Genomic DNA, 15,396 nt, shown 5'->3' with positions numbered 1-15,396 from the left:
GAGGCGCAGTCCCAGGCACACGCTCAGAGTCGAGGTAGGACATGATCCGCTACGCCAGCAGGCGCTTGCTCGCGGCAATACCCCTGCTGTTCGTCGTCCCGCTGCTCGTCTTCGCCCTGATCGAACTCGCTCCGGGCGACCCGGCCGTCGTCCTGGCCGGCGACGAGCCGACCCCGGAACGTGTCGAGGCGATCCGCGAGGAACTCAACCTCAACGCTCCGGTCCTGGTGCGCTACGCCATGTGGGTCGGCGACGTCCTGCGCGGCGACCTCGGCACGTCCTTCCTGTCCGATCAGACAGTCATCGAGCTGCTGACGCGGCGAATGGCCACGACGATGTCGCTGGTGCTCGTCGCGATGATCTTCGCCGTCGTGCTCGGGGCCACCCTCGCCCTCGTGGCCACGCTGCGCTCCGGTGGCATCGTCGACCGGTTCGTCAACGGGCTCGCCTCGATCGCGATCGCCATCCCGGGCTTCTGGTTCGGCCTCGTGCTCGCCTCGGTCTTCGCGGTGGGCCTGCAGATGTTTCCGGCGTTCGGCTACCAGCCGCTGGCCGACGGCTTCTGGCCGTGGCTGTCGCACCTCGTCCTGCCGGGCATCGCCCTCGGCCTGCTACCCGCGGCCGAGGTGACCCTGCAACTCCGCTCGGCGCTCGGGCAGGTCATGAAGTCCGACTACGTCCTCAACGCCGAGGCCAAGGGACTGTCGCGATCCAGCGTGGTGTTCAAGCACTCCCTGAAGAACGCATGCATCCCCGTCGTCACCGTCCTCGGCTTCCGCGTCGCGGAGGTCCTCGCCGGGTCGGTGACCATCGAGATGATCTACAACATGCCGGGCCTCGGTCGTACCGCGATCGAGGCGGTGCAGGGCCGTGACATCCCGGTGCTGCTCGGCTTCGTCCTGTTCAGCACGACTGTCGTCGTGCTCGTCAACCTCATCGTCGACATCTCCTACGGCTACTTCAACCCGAAGGTGCGGTCATGAGCGCCAACCAGACCCCCTCGGCTCCGGCGCCGGGGAACGACTCGGGCCTCGCCGAGGTGCCGGCGGCGGCCATCGGCACGGGCGAACCGGAGCCGGTCGCCGCCCCCGGCATCCTCAAGAGCATCGTGCGCCGCCCCGCGACGATCGCGGCCGGCGTCTTCCTGCTCGTGCTGACCTTCATCGCGATCTTCGCCCCGGCCCTGGCACCGTACGACCCCGACGTGCAGAACCTGTTGCTGCGGCTCCGGCCGCCGAACGCCGAGCACTGGCTGGGGACCGACGACTACGGCCGGGACGTGCTGAGCCGGCTCATCTTCGGCGCGCGGGTCTCGCTGTGGGCGGCGCTGCAGGCCGCGGCCGTCGCGCTCGTCCTCGGTCTGCCGCTCGGCATGATCGCGGGCTACCGCGGCGGCTGGGTCGACGCGATCCTGACCCGCATCATGGACGCGCTGATGAGCGCCCCGTCGCTCGTGCTGGCCATCACCATCGTCGCGGTCCTCGGCGCCGGCATCACCAACGCGATGCTCGCCATCGGCCTGGTCATGGCCCCGCGCTTCTTCCGGGTGGCCCGCGCCGGCACGATGGACGTGCGGCACGAGACCTACATCGAGGCCTCGATCGCCCTGGGCTGCAGCACCCTGCGGATCGCGGTGCGGCACGTGCTGCCCAACGTGCTGCCGCCGATCATCCTCGTCATCTCGGTGTCGCTTGGTACCGCCGTCGCGGCCGAGGCGAGCCTGAGCTTCCTCGGGCTGGGCGTCCAGGCCCCCGCGGCCAGCTGGGGCTCGATGCTCTCGACCGCCTCGTCGAACATGCGCCTCGCGCCGTACCTCGTGTGGCCGCCCGGCGTGATGATCTTCCTCGCCGTCCTCGCCTTCACCTACGTCGGTGACGGCGTCCGTCGCGCCCTCGTGCGCACCCGCTCGGGCAACTGACCGTCCGGCAACCACCAGGAGCTGACATGGCACGTGAAACGGCGCCCGCCGGCACCAGGACCGACGCCACCGGCGGAACGGCGGACCTGCTGCGCGTGGAGAACCTGAGCGTCGAGTTCCCCTCGCCCTCGGGCGGCTGGCAGACGACCGTCCAGGACGTCTCGTTCTCGCTCAAGCCGGGCGGTTCGATGGCCCTGGTCGGCGAGTCCGGGTCGGGCAAGACGGTGACCTCCATCGCGGTGATGGGCCTGACCGGGGCGACCGGAGGACGGATCGCCTCGGGCCGGATCGTCTTCGACGGCGTGGATCTCACCGCGGGCACCCAGAAGCAGTGGCGGGACCTGCGCGGCCCGGGCATGGGCATGATCTTCCAGCAGCCGATCCGCAGCCTCAACCCGGCGTACACCGTCGGGGACCAGATCGCCGAGTCGGTGCGCAAGCACCTGGGCATGAACCGCAAGCAAGCCCGGGCCCGTGCCGTCGAGATGCTCGACATGGTGCAGATCCCGCGGGCGGCGCAGCGGATCGACGACTACCCGCACGCGTTCTCCGGCGGCATGTGCCAGCGCGTCATGATCGCGATGGTCATGGCGTGCAACCCGCGCCTGCTCATCGCCGACGAGCCGACGACGGCGCTCGACGTGACGGTGCAGGAACGGATCCTCGAACTGCTGCGCGACCTGCAGGAGCAGACCGGGGTGGCGCTGCTGTTCGTCAGCCACGACCTCGCGGTGGTGGCCGAGCTGTGCCGGGACGTCGTGGTCATGTACGCCGGCGAGGTGGCCGAGAACGCGCCCTCGGAGCAGTTGTTCTTCCACCCGCGGCACCCCTACACGTCCGGCCTGATCGGCTCGATCCCGAAGCCGGGCCTGAGCACCGACCGGCGGTTGCGCGCGATCCCCGGTGGCATCCCGGCGCCAGGCGCCTGGCCGCACGGGTGCCGGTTCAGCAGCCGGTGCGAGTTCGCCGTGCCGGGCCGGTGCGACGTGGCCCACCCCGGCCTGGTCCGTCTCGACGGCACCGCCGAGCACCATGCGCGGTGCGTGCGGGCCGCGGAGCTCTCTCTGGATGGAGTGACGGTCTGATGAGCCTGCTCGAAGTCGAGAACCTCACGAAGTCGTTCAGCGCCGGCCGGGACTGGCTCGGCCGGCGTACGAAATGGTTGAACGCGGTCAAGGGGGTGAGCTTCACCCTGGAGCGCGGCGAGTGCCTCGCCGTCGTCGGCGAGTCCGGCGCGGGCAAGTCGACGGTCGGGCGCATGGTGCTGCGCCTCATCGAGCCGGACTCCGGCTCGGTGACCTTCGACGGGATCGACGTGCTGGCCACGAAGCCGAAGCAGCTGCGCGCGCTGCGCCAGCGGATGCAGATGATCTTCCAGGATCCGTACAGCTCGCTCGACCCGCGGATGACGATCAGGGACGCGGTCGCCGAACCTCTCCTCGTGCACACCGACAAGGACCGGGCCACGCGGGAGAAGGAGGCCGTCGAGCTGCTCGACAAGGTCGGCATCGGTTCGCGCTACCTGGAGCGCTACCCGGCCGAGCTGTCCGGCGGGCAGTTGCAGCGGGTCGCGATCGCCCGGGCGCTGACGATGAAGCCGAGCCTCATCGTGTGCGACGAACCGGTCGCGGCGCTCGACGTGTCGGTGCGGGCGCAGGTGCTCAACCTGCTCCGGGACCTGCAGGAGGAGCTGGGTCTGGCGTACCTGTTCGTCTGTCACGACCTGGCCCTCGTCGAGGTCATCGCCGACCGGGTCATGGTGATGGCCGCAGGTGAGGTGGTGGAGACGGACACGACGGACCAGATCTTCGCCAACCCGCGGCAGGAGTACACGAAGAAGCTGCTCGCGGCGATCCCCGTGCCGCTGCCGCGCGACGCGCAGGGCAACCGGCTCGTCGCGCCGGGAAGGGTGGGCTGAACGGTGACCGGTACGACGGAACCGACCCGGACGCAGCTGCTGGCGCGGTTCGCGACGACGCGCGACGAGGAGATCCCCGAGTCGGTACGCGACTACGGCAAGCTCGTCCTGCTCGACTCGCTCGTCTGCGGGCTGGCGGCGGTGCGGTTGCGGCGCAGCCGCATGGTCCAGCGGGTCGCGGCCCGGTTCGGCGGCCCGGCCGAGGCGACCGTGTTCGGGCTGGAGCAGCGGGTCGCGGCGATCAACGCCGCGCACGCCAACGCGGACATGATGAACGCGCTGGACGCCGACGACACGTTCTTCAACTCGGCGCACTTCGCGGTGTTCGGCGTCGCGGCCGGTCTGGCAGAGGCCGAGCGGCTGCACGCCGACGGGGCGAGCCTGCTGCGCGCGAGCATCATCGCGTTCGAGATCAACGCGCGGCTGAACCTGTCGACCTCGCTCATGGCCTTCGAGGACGGCCAGTTCCGCTGGTCGCCGCTGTCGTCGCACGGGTACGCCTCGATGGGCGCGGCCGCGGCATGCGCTGTCGTGGGCGGCTGGGAGCCGGAGCGGCTGACCCACGCGCTCGGCCTGGTCGCCTGGCTGGCCCCGCCGGCGAAGAACTCCTACATGGCCGAGCGGCGCTCGTTCAACGCGTTCAAGTACGGCCCGTACGGCGCGATCGCGCACGCCGGGATGCTCGGCGCGGCGCTGGCCGAGGAGGGCTACACCGGCGACCTGGACGTGCTGGACCGCACCCCGGGCTTCATCGAGGCGATGGGCTTCCTCGGCGGCGAGCGGCACGAGATGGTCGCCGGCCTGGGGTCGAAGTGGTGGATCACCGAGACGTCGCTCAAGCCGTACCCGACGTGCCGTTTCACCCACGCGGCGCTCGACGCGATCCGCGCGTTCCCGGGCACCCACGGGGTGCCGGTGTCGCAGATCGAGTCCATGGAGATCCGGCTGAGCCCGGCGGCCTACCGGACGTTGCAGTTCCGGGAGCCGGCCCCGCAGATCCCGGACACCGCCGTCGCGCCGCTGGACGGCGCCTTCAACATGCCGTACGCCGCGGCGCTGGCGTTGCTCGGGCACGCACCGGGACCGCAGTGGTACGACCCCGAGCGGCTGGCCGACCCGGCGGTGTGGGACCTGGCGCGCCGGATCACGACGGCGCCCGACCCGGTGCTCGACGCGGAGTGGGAGGCCGACCTCAGGGAACACCCGGGCGGCCAGATCCGCCGGACGCGGGGCGCGCTGACGATCCGGGCCGGCGGCCGGGAGTACGTGGTCGAGTCGGACTTCGCCCAGGGCGACCCGTGGGACGACACGACGCGGGCGGACTGGGACTTCGTGACCGGCAAGCTGGCCTCGTTCTGCGACGGGATCCTCGACGCGGGCGCGCAGGAGCGGCTCGTCGAGGTGGTCCGGGGCATCGACGACGTCGCCGACGTCACCGAGACGCTGTCGCCGCTGCTGGCGCGTGCGCGGTGAGCCGACGGATCGGCGCGGAGACGAGGTCGTTCGCCTCGTACGGCAGGTCGTGGCTGATCGTCATCCGCGGCCCGCGCGGGATGGCGTTCGACCGCTTTCTCGTGCGACGGACCGGGTTCTCGCTCGTGTCGTTGCAGTACGCGCTGGCGGGCAGGTTCCCGTACCACCCCACGCTGCTGCTGACGACTGTGGGCCGTCGCTCCGGGGAACTGCGCGACGCGGCGCTGCCCTACGTGCCGTACGGGAAGGATCTGGTGGTCGTCGGCTCCAAGGGCGGCGGCCCCAAGGACCCCGCCTGGGTGGTCAACGCGCGTCACCACGAACTGTGCTGGATCGTCCTGCGGCGCAGGACGGTCCCGGTGCGGGCGCGGGTGACCGACGGCGAGCGCGACCCGGAGCTGTTCGCGCACGTCGTGGCGCGCAAGCCGAACGTGGGACGCTACGCCGAACGGGCTGCCGGCTTCGGGCGGCAGATCCCGCTCGTCGTCCTGACCGCCGTCTCGGGGGAGCCGCTCGCCTGAGCGGCTCAGCCGGTGGTGAGGACGATCCGCCCGACGAACTCGGACGCCTCCAGCCGGTCGTGCGCGACAGTGGCCTGCTCGAGCGGGTACGTCGCGGCGATCGCGGGGGCGGCGGTCACGGCCGAGAGGGTGAGCGCCTCGCGTAGCTGGCCGGCCACCGCCTCGGGCCCGGGCCGGCCGATGCCGCGCAGCGTCCAGCCCTTGACCATGAGGCGACCCAGGTGCAGGTGGGCGTGGCTGTCGGCGGTGACGCCGCAGGTGACCAGCCGGCCGCCGGGGGCGAGGACCTTGAGCACGTCGGACCAGAGGGTGCCGCCGACCGACTCGACGATGACGTCCACCTCGCCGCCGGGCAGCGCGGCGCGCAGGGACTCGACGACGTCGGGGCGGTAGTGGTCCACGACGTCGAGCGCGCCGAGGGCGCGTACCGCGTCGGCCTTCGCCGGGGCGCTGGTGCCGAAGACGCGCGCGCCCAGGTGGTGGGCGTACTGGACGGCGAAGGTGCCGACCGCGCCCGCGGCGGCGACGACGAGGACCCGGTCGCCGGGGCGTACGCCGGCGAGGTTGACGACCGCGTCGTAGGCGGTGCGTCCGGCGGTGGGCACCGCCGCGGCGTGGACGGCGTCGAGCGCGGCCGGTCGCGGGAAGCAGTGCGTGGCCGGGACGACGGCGTACTCGGCGTGGGCGCCGGTGGTCAGCCCGACGACCGCGTCGCCGGCGGTGAAGCCGGTGACGCCCGGACCGGTCCGCACGACGGTGCCGGCGACGTCCCGGCCGAGGATGGTCGGGCCGGTGACCGCCATCCCGTGGGTGCCGCGACGGATGTAGGTGTCGACCCGGTCCAGGCTTGCCGCCTGGACCCGCACGAGCACGTGACCGGGGCCGGGCGCCGGGGCGTCGAGTTGGCCGAGGCGCAGGCTGTCGGGGGAGCCGGAGTCGACGACGTAGCTGGCGAGCACGCGATTCCTCTCAGGGCAGGGCGATGGTGGCGGAGGCGATGACGTGGTCGCCGAGGCTGTTGGTGCCGCGGACGTCGACGGTGACGTGCGTTCCCCCGTCCGCCGGATTCAGGCCGGTGACGACGCCGTCGAGCGTGCAGGTGTCGCCGGGGTGGTTCTGCGCGGCGAGGCGGGTGCGGAAGTCGACGACGCGAGCCTCCGGTCCGGCCCAGTCGGTGAGGTAGCAGTTGACCAGCGCGCTGGAGCCGAGGATGTTCATGTAGACGTCGCGGGCGCCCCGTTCCAGGGCCGCGTCGCGGTCGAGGTGCACGTCGTTGAAGTCGAAGGTCGCGGTCGCCAGCGCCGCGATGGACAGCTGGGTGACGGGGATCGGCCAGGGCGCGAGGCGTTGCCCGATGCTCACCTCGGCCCCGGTACGGGTGCTCGTGCGGCGTTGCGGCCGGGGGGCGGTGAGCACCGGCAGGATCGCACCGTCGCGGGTGCGCCGGTGCGCCACGACGACCGGCATGCCGTCGTGCACGAGGTCGGGGCGCAGGTACGCGACATCCCCGGTGAAGCGGGTCCCGTCGGCGAGTTCGGCGCTGCCGACGAGGTAGGGGCGCTCGTCGAGCGGGGCGGCGGCGTAGCCGGGTTGCAGGTGCGCGGTCAGGGTGCCGGTGGTGCCGGCCGGCGGCAGGTCGACCGGGGCGGCGGCCGGGCGTACCGGGCGGGCGAGGCGGTCCCCTGATGTCGCCGGGCCCTCGGTCCGGGTCGCCGGGTTCCAGCGGAGCATCCGCAGGACGACGCGGCCGACCGGCTCGCCCTCGACGGTGCGGTAGTCGCTGACGAGGTCGACGAAGTGGCCCCGGCCGAGCCGGGTGGACTTCTCGGGGGAGACCGCGCCGATGGAGGGGAACTGCTCCAGGTGGTCGCCGGGGCGCAGCGGGCGTACGTAGGTGTGCTCCGTCTGCACCGCGGCCACCGAGGTGAACCCGCGCGTGGCGAGGACCTCGTTGACCCGGTCGAGGCTCTCGGCGTGGCGGTGAGCGCGCCTGTTGCCCGGCAGGGTCCACATGTTCAGCGAGGTCGCCGGGGCCACGATGCCGCCCCAGACGGAGCGGGCGGCCCACCGGGGGTCCTGGTACGCGGGGTTCTCGTCGCCGACGGCGTCGCACCAGACGCGGATGGCTGCTTCGGTGATCGCGTCCTTGGCCCGGCGGGGCGGGTCGGTGAGGCCGATCAGAGCGTCGAGTCGGGCGCGGAAATCCGCGTCACTGCCGGTCATGGGGCTCCTCTTGCGGACAACGGTGTCAACCAAGCGCTTGCTTGACCATATGACCGGCGCTGCCCTAGGGTCAAGGCTCGAAACACCGGCCGCGCCCCGGCGGCGACACCGGACCGATCGTGCGTCACCAGCGCCCCGACCCGCGAAGAGGGCCGAGATGCTCCCCAGCACCCCAGCGACAGCCACCCGAGCCTTCTTCTCGTTTCCGAAGGTGACCGACCCCGCCCGCCATCGCGACTACAACGCGTGGCATCAGCTCGACCACCGCCCCGAGAACCTCGCCCTGCCCGGTGTCGTGCACGGCGACCGCTGGGTGCGTACGCCCGCGTGCGAGCGGCTCGGCAGCTACCCCGATCCCGCCCTCGCCGGCAGCCAGTACATGGCGATGTACTGGTTCGCCGAGCCGGCCGCGGACGCGGTCGCCGAGTGGACGGACCTCGGCGACCGGGCGATCCACCAGGGCCGGCGTCCGGAGCTGGCCTGGACCGAACGGCCGATGACCCGGATGTTCCGGCCCGTCCAGGGCCACGTCGCCCCCCGGGCCCTGGTCACCCTCGCCGCGCTGCCGTTCCGGCCCCACCGCGGGGTGTACGTCGAGGTGAGCCGGGTCGAGACGTCCCAGCGCCCGGACGTGGCCGACCTGTCCCGGTTCGAGCACGAGACGCAGGTGCCCGACCTGCTCGCGCGCGACGGCGTCGCGGGCGTGTGGACCTTCCGCAGCGCCCCGAGCCGCAGCCGCCCCGACGGACCCGTCGTGCGGATCCGGCTCACCTACCTCGAAGCCGACCCGGTCGAGTTCGCGCGGGCCCTGGCCGCGGACCCGCCGGCGGCCCCGCCCACGGCGCTCGCCGGCACGGCCACCCCGCTGTTCACCGGGCCCCTGGCCACCATCACACCCTGGGAGTGGGACTGGTTCGACGAGCCCGCCACGGCGACGGACCGCGTGGCATGAGCGAGGCCACCGCCGGACTGTTCGAGCGCTACGGGCCCTGGGCCCTGGTCGTCGGCGGTTCCGAGGGGGTCGGCGCCGCGTTCGCCGAGCAGCTGGCCCGGGCCGGCCTGGGCATCGTGCTCGTCGCCCGCAAGCCCGCGCCGCTCGGGGAGACCGCCGACCGGGTCCGGGCGCACGGGGTCCCGTGCCGCGTGCTCGCCCTGGACCTGCTCGACGCGGACGCGACCGCCCGGATCGTCGAGGCCGTCGCCGACCTCGACCTCGGCCTGCTCGTCCTCAACGCGGGCGCGAACACCTACCGCAGCCGCTTCGTCGAGGCGAACCTCGCCCGGATCCAGGCCGTCATCGATCTCAACGTCACCCGCCCGCTCGAACTCTGCCGGGAGCTCGGCGCCCGGCTCGCCGCACGCGGCCGCGGCGGCATCCTCGTCGTCGGCTCCTCGGCCGGCTACCTCGGCCACGCCGACATCGGCGTCTACGCCGCCGCCAAGGCCTTCACCCGGATCTTCACCGAGGGCCTCTGGCTCGAGCTGCGGCAGGTCGGTGTCGACGTGCTGCACCTGGTGCTCGGGCTCACTGCCACCCCCGCCATGGCGCGCGCCGGCCTCGACCTGACCGGCGCGGCCGACCCGGGCCGACGTCGCCGCCGAGGGGCTGGCGGCCCTGGGCGCCGGCCCGGTGCACGTGGTGCGCCAGCAGGCCGAGGTCCGCCGCGCGGCGCTCCGGCCCGGACCGGGCCGCCTCGTCGCCGGCAACCAGGGGGAATGCGGGCGATGCTCGGCGGCCGGGCCCCGACCCGAGCTGACGGCCGCGTTTCACTGCGTGACGGTTCCACCCGCCGTCGACGACGAGCACCGCCCGTTGACGTACGAGGCCAGCGGCGAGAGCAGGAAGAGGATCGGCCAGGCGATCTCGTCCGGTGTGGCCATCCGGTGGCTCGGCACCCGGGCCAGCACGGACTGCCCCGTCGGGGACTCGGCGAAGCCCCGCAACCTCGGGGTGTCCACCATGCCGGGTGCGACCGCGTTGGCCCGTACGACGTCGGCCCGGTGCGCGGCCAGGTGCCGGGTGTAGCCGACGATCGCTGCCTTCGCCGCGCTGTACCAGTCGGAGGCGGTGCCCACGACGGTGCCGGCGACCGAGGCGGTGTTCACGAGGGTCGCCCCGGGCGGGGCCTGTTCGAGCCAGGCCCGGGTCACCGACCGTACGCTGCCGACACACAGCCGTACGGCGTGGTCGAAGTCGAGTTCGGTCGCCGAGGACGGGCCGGCGTTGTTGACGAGGTGGCGCACCGGCCCGTACGCCGAGCGGGTCCCGGACAGGGCCGCGCGCACGGCCGCCTCGTCGGCGACGTCGACCACGTGCGGGTCGACCACCCCGCCCGTCGCGCGGACGGCGGCGCTCACCGCCGCGAGTGCGGCGGCGTCGAGGTCCCAGGCGGACACCACGAGTCCCTGGGCGGCGGCTGCTGCCGCGGTCGCCGCGCCGATCCCGCTGCCGGCCCCGGTCACGACGACGACGTCGCCCGTACGGAAGCCGAGCCGCGGCGCGCCGGCGCCGACCCCCGGCCGCGGGTCACCCACAGGGGCGCCCGGGCTCGCGGGCCGGGTCCGGCCCGGCCTCCGCAGCCGGGCCGCCGGGCGGCCACGGGCTGCTGATCGGGTCGGAGGCGTCGCGGGCTCCCCGCAGTGCCGCTTCGGGGATCGGCCACTGGCCGGCGAGGTCGTCGACCCGCTGCCACTCGGAGACGGTGCGGCGTTCCTGCACGCGCCACTCGCCCGCGCGCCGGGTGACCAGGTCGACGTAGCGGAACCCGCTGATGATGTTGCCGCGGGGCGGTTCGGACGTGCTGCGCTGGAACGCGATGCCGTACGTCTCGGCCCGGGCGCGGTCCGGGTCGGCCGGGTCGAGTTCGACCAGGATGTTCGTCAGGTAGTGCATCGTCATGGTGCGCCGCGCCACGAGCGCGAAGACCGTGTCCAGCATCGTGTCCCGGTCGGCGGTGGTCCCGCCGAGGGTGATCCGGGCGTCCGGGTGGAAGGCGCTCGCGGCCAGGTCCCGGTCCATCCGGTCGATCCCGCGTGCATAGCGCAGCAGGGCCCGTTCGACGGCCCGCTCGGCGAGCAGCGCGTCCAGCTCGACCGGGAGGGACCGCGACGGTTCAGACACCGAAGCCTCCGTCGACGTCGAGCTTCTGCCCGGAGATGAAGCCGGCCCGGTCGCTGGCCAGGAAGCAGGCGGCCTCGGCGATGTCGAGGGCACTACCGAACCGCCGCAGTGGAGTCGAGGACCGGGCGACGGCCAGGGCGCGCTCGTCGAGGTCCCCCGAGGAGATCAGCCGCTCGGCCATGCCGTCGGTGAGCATGCCTGGGCCGACGCAGTTGAACCGGATGCCGAAGCGGCCCTCCTCGTTGGCGAAGGCCCGTACGAGCGCCTCGACCGCCGCCTTCGGCGCGGCGGACAGGCCGTCCCGGGCGGGATAGCGCGTCGTCGCCGCGGTCGTGATCGCCACGACGTTGCCACGGCTCTGCCGCAGGGCCGGGAGGCAGGCCGAGACCAGCGTGAAGAAGGCGGTCGTGTCGTTTGCGACCTGCGTGGCGAACTGCTCGGGGCGCACTGTGGACAGGTGCCGCATGGGCACGTGCGGCCCGGCCGCGTGCACGACCGTGTGCAGCGGTCCGCGTCCGGTGAGCTGCGCCACGAGCGCGGCGGTGGCCTCGGCGTCGGTGAGATCGAGGTGGTGCGCCGAGTGCGTGCCGGACGCGACGGGCGGCAGTTCGTCGAGCACCTGCCGGGCGGCGTCGGCGTCGCTGCGGTAGGTGATCGCCACCGCCGACCCTCGGCGCGCCAGCTCGCGGGCGATGACCCGGCCGAGGCCGCCGGTGCCGCCGGTGACGAGCGCGACGCCGGCGCGGTGGACGAAGTCGGCGGGCACGGGCAGCGCCGCCGCGGGTGCGGTCGGGGAGGACTGATCGGTCACGACAACTCCTGAGGAGGTGGGAGGGCCGGGGGAGGTCAGGTCGCGGGGAGGGGGTCGGCGCGTCCGCGACGCAACCACAGGAGCACCGTGGCGGCCGTGGCCAGGCACGCGGCGGCGTACAGCAGGAACGCGGTCGTGGAGCCGAGCCACGTGCTCAGCCCGCCGAGCAGGAGGGCGCCGAACGGCATGCCACCCCAGCCGAGGAAGTAGAGGCTCATCACCCGGCCGCGCTGCGCGTCGTCGACGACCTTCTGGACCACCGTCTGCAGGGTCACCATGGCGCCGATGCTGAACGTGCCGCACAGCAGCGCGGCCGCCGCGAGCACGGGCACCGTCGTGGCGGCGCCGAGCAGGGCGTTGCTCAGGCCGAGCAGAACGAGGGTGACAGCGGCGTGCCACACGGTGGCGATGCGCTCGGACAGACGGGCCACGACGAGGATGCCGAGGAGCGAGCCCAGCCCGGTCAGCGCCACGAGCACGGGGAAGACCGGGTCCGGGTTGTCAGTGGTCGCGGCCGCCCGGACGGGGAGCTGGGTGGTGAAGGCGCACCCGAAGAACGCGTTCACCGCGACGATGACGAGGCAGAGCGCGGCCGGGGGACGCTCGCGGGCGTGCCGGATCCCCGCGCGTACCTGGGTGGCCAGGCTCTCCCGGGCCACCCGGACGGCCGGCGGGATGCGCCGGGTGCGGACCGCTACCGCGGCGGCGGCCGCGGCGAGAGTGAGCGTCGCGTACATCACGAACGTGCCCAGCGGTCCCCAGGCCACGAGGATCAGCCCGGCGACCGCGGGGCCGATCGAGCGGGCGAGGTTGAGCCCGGCCGCCTGGATCGGGACGGCATGGCCGAGCGCCTCGGCCGGGACGGTGTTTGCCACGAGGGCCTGGGTCACGGGGGACAGGAAGCTGATTCCGGTGCCGGCGAGGAAGGCGAGCCCGAGCATCACGGGCAGGGCGACGATGCTGGCCGCGATCGTCGCCGCGCAGACCCCGGCCAGGACGGTGGTCGCCAGGAGCACGCCGATCTGCAGCCGCCGCCGGTCGACCGCGTCGGCCAGCACCCCGGCCGGGATGGAGAAGAGCGTGAACGGCACGAGCAGACAGAAGAAGAGCGCCCCCATCGTCGCCGGGGTGGCGTCGCTCTCGATCAGCACCGACTGGAAGGCGATGTTGCAGCCCCAGTAGCCGGCCTGGGACAACACCAGGGTCAGGAGTACGAAGCGGAAGTCTCGGAATTGCAGGGCCGAGAACATTTTCACGTCTTTCGCCATCCTTCTGTCGTTTCCGGGACCCTACCAAGCGCTTGCTTGCATAGCTAGTGCCGGATGTGGTTTTCTTCCCGTACCTCGAGTGAAAGGGCGTGCCGTGAGCGGCTTCTGCGCAGGACGAACGGTGATCGTGACCGGTGCCGGACAGGGGCTGGGCCGGGTCCACGCCCTCGAGTTCGCCCGGCAGGGCGCGAACGTCGTCGTCAACGACATCGACAGCAGCCGGGCGGCGGCCCAGGCCGTCGTCGACGAGATCCGCGCGCTGGGCGGTCGCGCGGTCGTCAGCACCGGCGACGTCAGCGACTGGGCCTACGGTGAGCGCCTCGTGCGCGAGACGATCGAGACCTTCGGCGGGCTGCACACCCTCGTCAACAACGCCGGCATCAACCGCGACCGGATGCTTGTCAACATGAGCGAGCAGGAGTGGGACCTGGTCCTGCGGGTCGACCTCAAGGGACACTTCGTCCCGATGCGCCACGCCGCCGCCTACTGGCGGGACGAGGCCAAGGCCGGCCGCCCGGTCGCCGCGCGCGTGGTCAACACGTCCTCCGGCGCGGGGCTCATGGGCAGCGTCGGACAGGGCAACTACGGCGCCGCCAAGGCCGGGATCGCCGCGCTGACCCAGATCGCGGCCGCCGAGTGGGCCCGCTACGGCATCGTCGTCAACGCGATCGCCCCCTCGGCCCGTACCCCGATGACCGAGGCCGTCTTCGCCGAGGCGATGGCCGCCCCCGCGACGGGCTTCGACGCGATGGACCCGGCAAACGTCTCCCCGCTCGTGGTCTGGCTCGGCTCCGACGCTGCGCGGGCCGTCAGCGGCGCCGTCTTCGAGGTCGCCGGCGGCGAGGTCTCGCTCGCCGACGGCTGGCGCCACGGGTTGGCCGCCGACAAGGGCGGCCGATGGGAACCGGAGGAGCTCACCGACGTGGTCGCCGACCTCATCGCCCGCTCCGAGCCGCCGACCCCCGTCTACGGTGCCTGACATGGGTGCGCCGGTGAGCGACGAGCAGTTCCGGGCCGAGATCCGCGGCTGGCTCCAGGAGGCCCTCACCGGACCGTTCGCCGAGGCCGTCGGCACCGGCGGCGAGGGACGCGAGCACGAGGCGCACGAGCTGCGCCGCGAGTGGGAGCGCCACCTGGGCCGGGCCGGCTGGATCGGCCTCTCCTGGCCCACCGAGTACGGCGGTCGCCCGGCGACCCTCGCCCAACAGGTCATCTTCCACGAGGAGTACGCCCGCGCCGGCGCGCCCGGCCGGCTCGGGCACATGTCCGAGCAACTGCTCGGCCCGACCCTGCTCGCGTTCGGCACGCCGGAGCAGAAGGCCCGCTTCCTGCCCCGCATCACCAGCGGCGAGGACATCTGGTGCCAGGGCTACTCCGAGCCCGGCGCGGGCTCGGACCTCGCCGGGGTGCGCACCCGCGCCGAACGCCGGGGCGACCACTACGTCATCACCGGGCAAAAGGTGTGGACCTCGCTGGCGCACCTGGCCGACTGGTGCTTCGTGCTGTGCCGCACCGATCCCGGCTCGACCCGCCACGCGGGCCTGTCGTACCTGCTGGTGCCGATGAATCAGCCCGGCGTGACGGTGCGCCCGATCACCCAGCTGACCGGCACGAGCGAGTTCAACGAGGTCTTCTTCGACGATGCGGTCGCCGCCGTCGAGCACCGTGTCGGCGCCGAGGGCGAGGGCTGGAAGGTCGCCATGGGCACGCTGGGCTTCGAGCGGGGCGTGTCCACCCTCGGCCAGCAGATCGGCTTCCGCCGGCGCCTCGACGCCGTCATCGCCCGGGCCCGCTCCAACGGCGCCTGGCAGGAGCCGGCGCTGCGTGACCGCCTCGTGGACGCATACATCGGGCTCGAGGTGATGCGGCACTCGGCGGTGCGGCTGCTCGCGTCCGCCGGTGAGGGGCTGTCCGGTCTGGAGGCGTCGATCTCCAAGCTCCAGTGGGCCACGTGGAACCGCTCGCTGGGTGAGCTCGCGGTCGACGTCGAGGGGGCCGGGGCGCTGCTCACCGGGCCCGGGTACGAGCTGGACGACGCCCAGACCCACTTCCTCTTCAGCCGCGCCAACACGATCTACGGCGGCTCCAACGAGATCCAGCGCAACATCATCGCCGAGCGCCTGCTCGGCCTGCCCCGATGAGG

The 15,396-nt window shown here is 73.0% G+C and carries 15 protein-coding genes and 1 pseudogene; 10 read left to right on the top strand and 6 right to left on the bottom strand.

The genetic code is table 11. The features are described 5' to 3' along the window. Positions 1–41 precede the first annotated feature (41 nt). The 6 genes from MCBG_RS07380 to MCBG_RS07355 are packed head-to-tail and all read left to right on the top strand — an operon-like array spanning position 42 to position 5,830. Positions 42–983: an ABC transporter permease gene (locus MCBG_RS07380; protein ID WP_043324835.1), complete on the top strand. Its 942-nt coding sequence runs from the start codon at positions 42–44 to the stop codon at positions 981–983. Further along, on the top strand, positions 980–1,918 hold the full coding sequence (locus MCBG_RS07375) for an ABC transporter permease (RefSeq protein ID WP_043324834.1): 939 nt from the start codon (positions 980–982) through the stop codon (positions 1,916–1,918). Before MCBG_RS07380 ends, MCBG_RS07375 begins: the two co-directional genes overlap by 4 nt. A 26-nt stretch (positions 1,919–1,944) precedes the next feature. Next, positions 1,945–3,003 carry an ABC transporter ATP-binding protein gene (locus tag MCBG_RS07370; protein ID WP_051611048.1) on the top strand — a complete coding sequence of 353 codons (1,059 nt, stop codon included), beginning with the start codon at positions 1,945–1,947 and terminating at the stop codon, positions 3,001–3,003. After that, positions 3,003–3,836, top strand: coding sequence for an ABC transporter ATP-binding protein (locus MCBG_RS07365; protein WP_051611046.1), 834 nt, complete (start codon positions 3,003–3,005; stop codon positions 3,834–3,836). The genes MCBG_RS07370 and MCBG_RS07365 overlap by 1 nt, the downstream gene beginning before the upstream one ends. A 3-nt stretch (positions 3,837–3,839) precedes the next feature. Then, complete coding sequence (locus MCBG_RS07360) at positions 3,840–5,309, top strand: MmgE/PrpD family protein (RefSeq protein ID WP_043324833.1); 1,470 nt, start codon at positions 3,840–3,842, stop codon at positions 5,307–5,309. Further along, positions 5,306–5,830: a nitroreductase/quinone reductase family protein gene (locus tag MCBG_RS07355; protein WP_051611044.1), complete on the top strand. Its 525-nt coding sequence runs from the start codon at positions 5,306–5,308 to the stop codon at positions 5,828–5,830. The genes MCBG_RS07360 and MCBG_RS07355 overlap by 4 nt, the downstream gene beginning before the upstream one ends. A 5-nt stretch (positions 5,831–5,835) precedes the next feature. Here the strand turns inward: MCBG_RS07355 and MCBG_RS07350 are convergent, their stop codons facing one another. Both MCBG_RS07350 and MCBG_RS31570 read right to left on the bottom strand, forming a co-directional pair. Further along, a complete protein-coding gene (locus MCBG_RS07350) occupies positions 5,836–6,789 on the bottom strand; it encodes a quinone oxidoreductase family protein (protein WP_043324832.1) in 954 nt (317 codons plus the stop codon). A 10-nt stretch (positions 6,790–6,799) separates the two neighbouring features. Continuing rightward, positions 6,800–8,053 (bottom strand): FAS1-like dehydratase domain-containing protein, encoded by a 1,254-nt coding sequence (locus tag MCBG_RS31570; protein ID WP_084789445.1) that lies wholly within the window; start codon positions 8,051–8,053, stop codon positions 6,800–6,802. Positions 8,054–8,264: 211 nt separating this feature from the next. Between MCBG_RS31570 and MCBG_RS07340 the strand changes: the two genes are divergently transcribed. Together MCBG_RS07340 and MCBG_RS35070 are read left to right on the top strand one after the other, a co-directional pair. Next, positions 8,265–9,005 carry a hypothetical protein gene (locus MCBG_RS07340; RefSeq protein WP_051611041.1) on the top strand — a complete coding sequence of 247 codons (741 nt, stop codon included), beginning with the start codon at positions 8,265–8,267 and terminating at the stop codon, positions 9,003–9,005. After that, a pseudogene (locus MCBG_RS35070) lies at positions 9,002–9,592 on the top strand (SDR family NAD(P)-dependent oxidoreductase); the annotation flags it as partial. The gene MCBG_RS07340 and the pseudogene MCBG_RS35070, both read left to right, overlap by 4 nt. A gap of 228 nt (positions 9,593–9,820) precedes the next feature. Here the strand turns inward: MCBG_RS35070 and MCBG_RS07330 are convergent. Genes MCBG_RS07330 through MCBG_RS07315 form a run of 4 tightly spaced genes read right to left on the bottom strand, consistent with a single transcriptional unit; the run spans position 9,821 to position 13,253 of the window. Further along, on the bottom strand, positions 9,821–10,588 hold the full coding sequence (locus MCBG_RS07330; protein WP_051611038.1) for an SDR family oxidoreductase: 768 nt from the start codon (positions 10,586–10,588) through the stop codon (positions 9,821–9,823). Next, positions 10,581–11,174: a nuclear transport factor 2 family protein gene (locus MCBG_RS07325; protein ID WP_051611036.1), complete on the bottom strand. Its 594-nt coding sequence runs from the start codon at positions 11,172–11,174 to the stop codon at positions 10,581–10,583. Before MCBG_RS07325 ends, MCBG_RS07330 begins: the two co-directional genes overlap by 8 nt. After that, the gene (locus tag MCBG_RS07320; protein WP_198033282.1) at positions 11,167–11,985 is read right to left on the bottom strand and encodes an SDR family NAD(P)-dependent oxidoreductase; all 819 of its coding nucleotides are present in this window, start codon (positions 11,983–11,985) and stop codon (positions 11,167–11,169) included. Before MCBG_RS07320 ends, MCBG_RS07325 begins: the two co-directional genes overlap by 8 nt. Before the next feature lie 35 nt (positions 11,986–12,020). Continuing rightward, positions 12,021–13,253 (bottom strand): MFS transporter, encoded by a 1,233-nt coding sequence (locus MCBG_RS07315; protein ID WP_083297141.1) that lies wholly within the window; start codon positions 13,251–13,253, stop codon positions 12,021–12,023. Positions 13,254–13,374: 121 nt separating this feature from the next. On the opposite strand from MCBG_RS07315, the gene MCBG_RS07310 reads away from it, so the two are divergent. Further along, entirely contained in the window at positions 13,375–14,232 is an 858-nt protein-coding gene (locus MCBG_RS07310) for an SDR family oxidoreductase (protein WP_247301377.1), read from the top strand. A gap of 1 nt (position 14,233) precedes the next feature. Continuing rightward, entirely contained in the window at positions 14,234–15,394 is a 1,161-nt protein-coding gene (locus MCBG_RS07305) for an acyl-CoA dehydrogenase family protein (protein ID WP_043324827.1), read from the top strand. Positions 15,395–15,396: the final 2 nt, after the last annotated feature.

It is taken from the genome of Micromonospora sp. M42 (genome assembly GCF_000568915.1).
GTDB lineage: Bacteria > Actinomycetota > Actinomycetes > Mycobacteriales > Micromonosporaceae > Micromonospora > Micromonospora chalcea.
Note: the sequence above shows the minus strand (reverse complement) of the source record. Positions and strands in the feature narration are given on the sequence as shown.

Excerpts from the sequence above, each read along its gene's own strand:
- MCBG_RS07380 (WP_043324835.1), top strand. The coding sequence starts at position 42 with ATGATCCGCTACGCCAGCAGGCGCTTGCTCGCGGCAATACCCCTGCTG.
- MCBG_RS07375 (WP_043324834.1), top strand. The coding sequence starts at position 980 with ATGAGCGCCAACCAGACCCCCTCGGCTCCGGCGCCGGGGAACGACTCG.
- MCBG_RS07370 (WP_051611048.1), top strand. The coding sequence starts at position 1,945 with ATGGCACGTGAAACGGCGCCCGCCGGCACCAGGACCGACGCCACCGGC.
- MCBG_RS07365 (WP_051611046.1), top strand. The coding sequence starts at position 3,003 with ATGAGCCTGCTCGAAGTCGAGAACCTCACGAAGTCGTTCAGCGCCGGC.
- MCBG_RS31570 (WP_084789445.1), bottom strand. The coding sequence starts at position 8,053 with ATGACCGGCAGTGACGCGGATTTCCGCGCCCGACTCGACGCTCTGATC.
- MCBG_RS07315 (WP_083297141.1), bottom strand. The coding sequence starts at position 13,253 with ATGGCGAAAGACGTGAAAATGTTCTCGGCCCTGCAATTCCGAGACTTC.
- MCBG_RS07305 (WP_043324827.1), top strand. The coding sequence starts at position 14,234 with ATGGGTGCGCCGGTGAGCGACGAGCAGTTCCGGGCCGAGATCCGCGGC.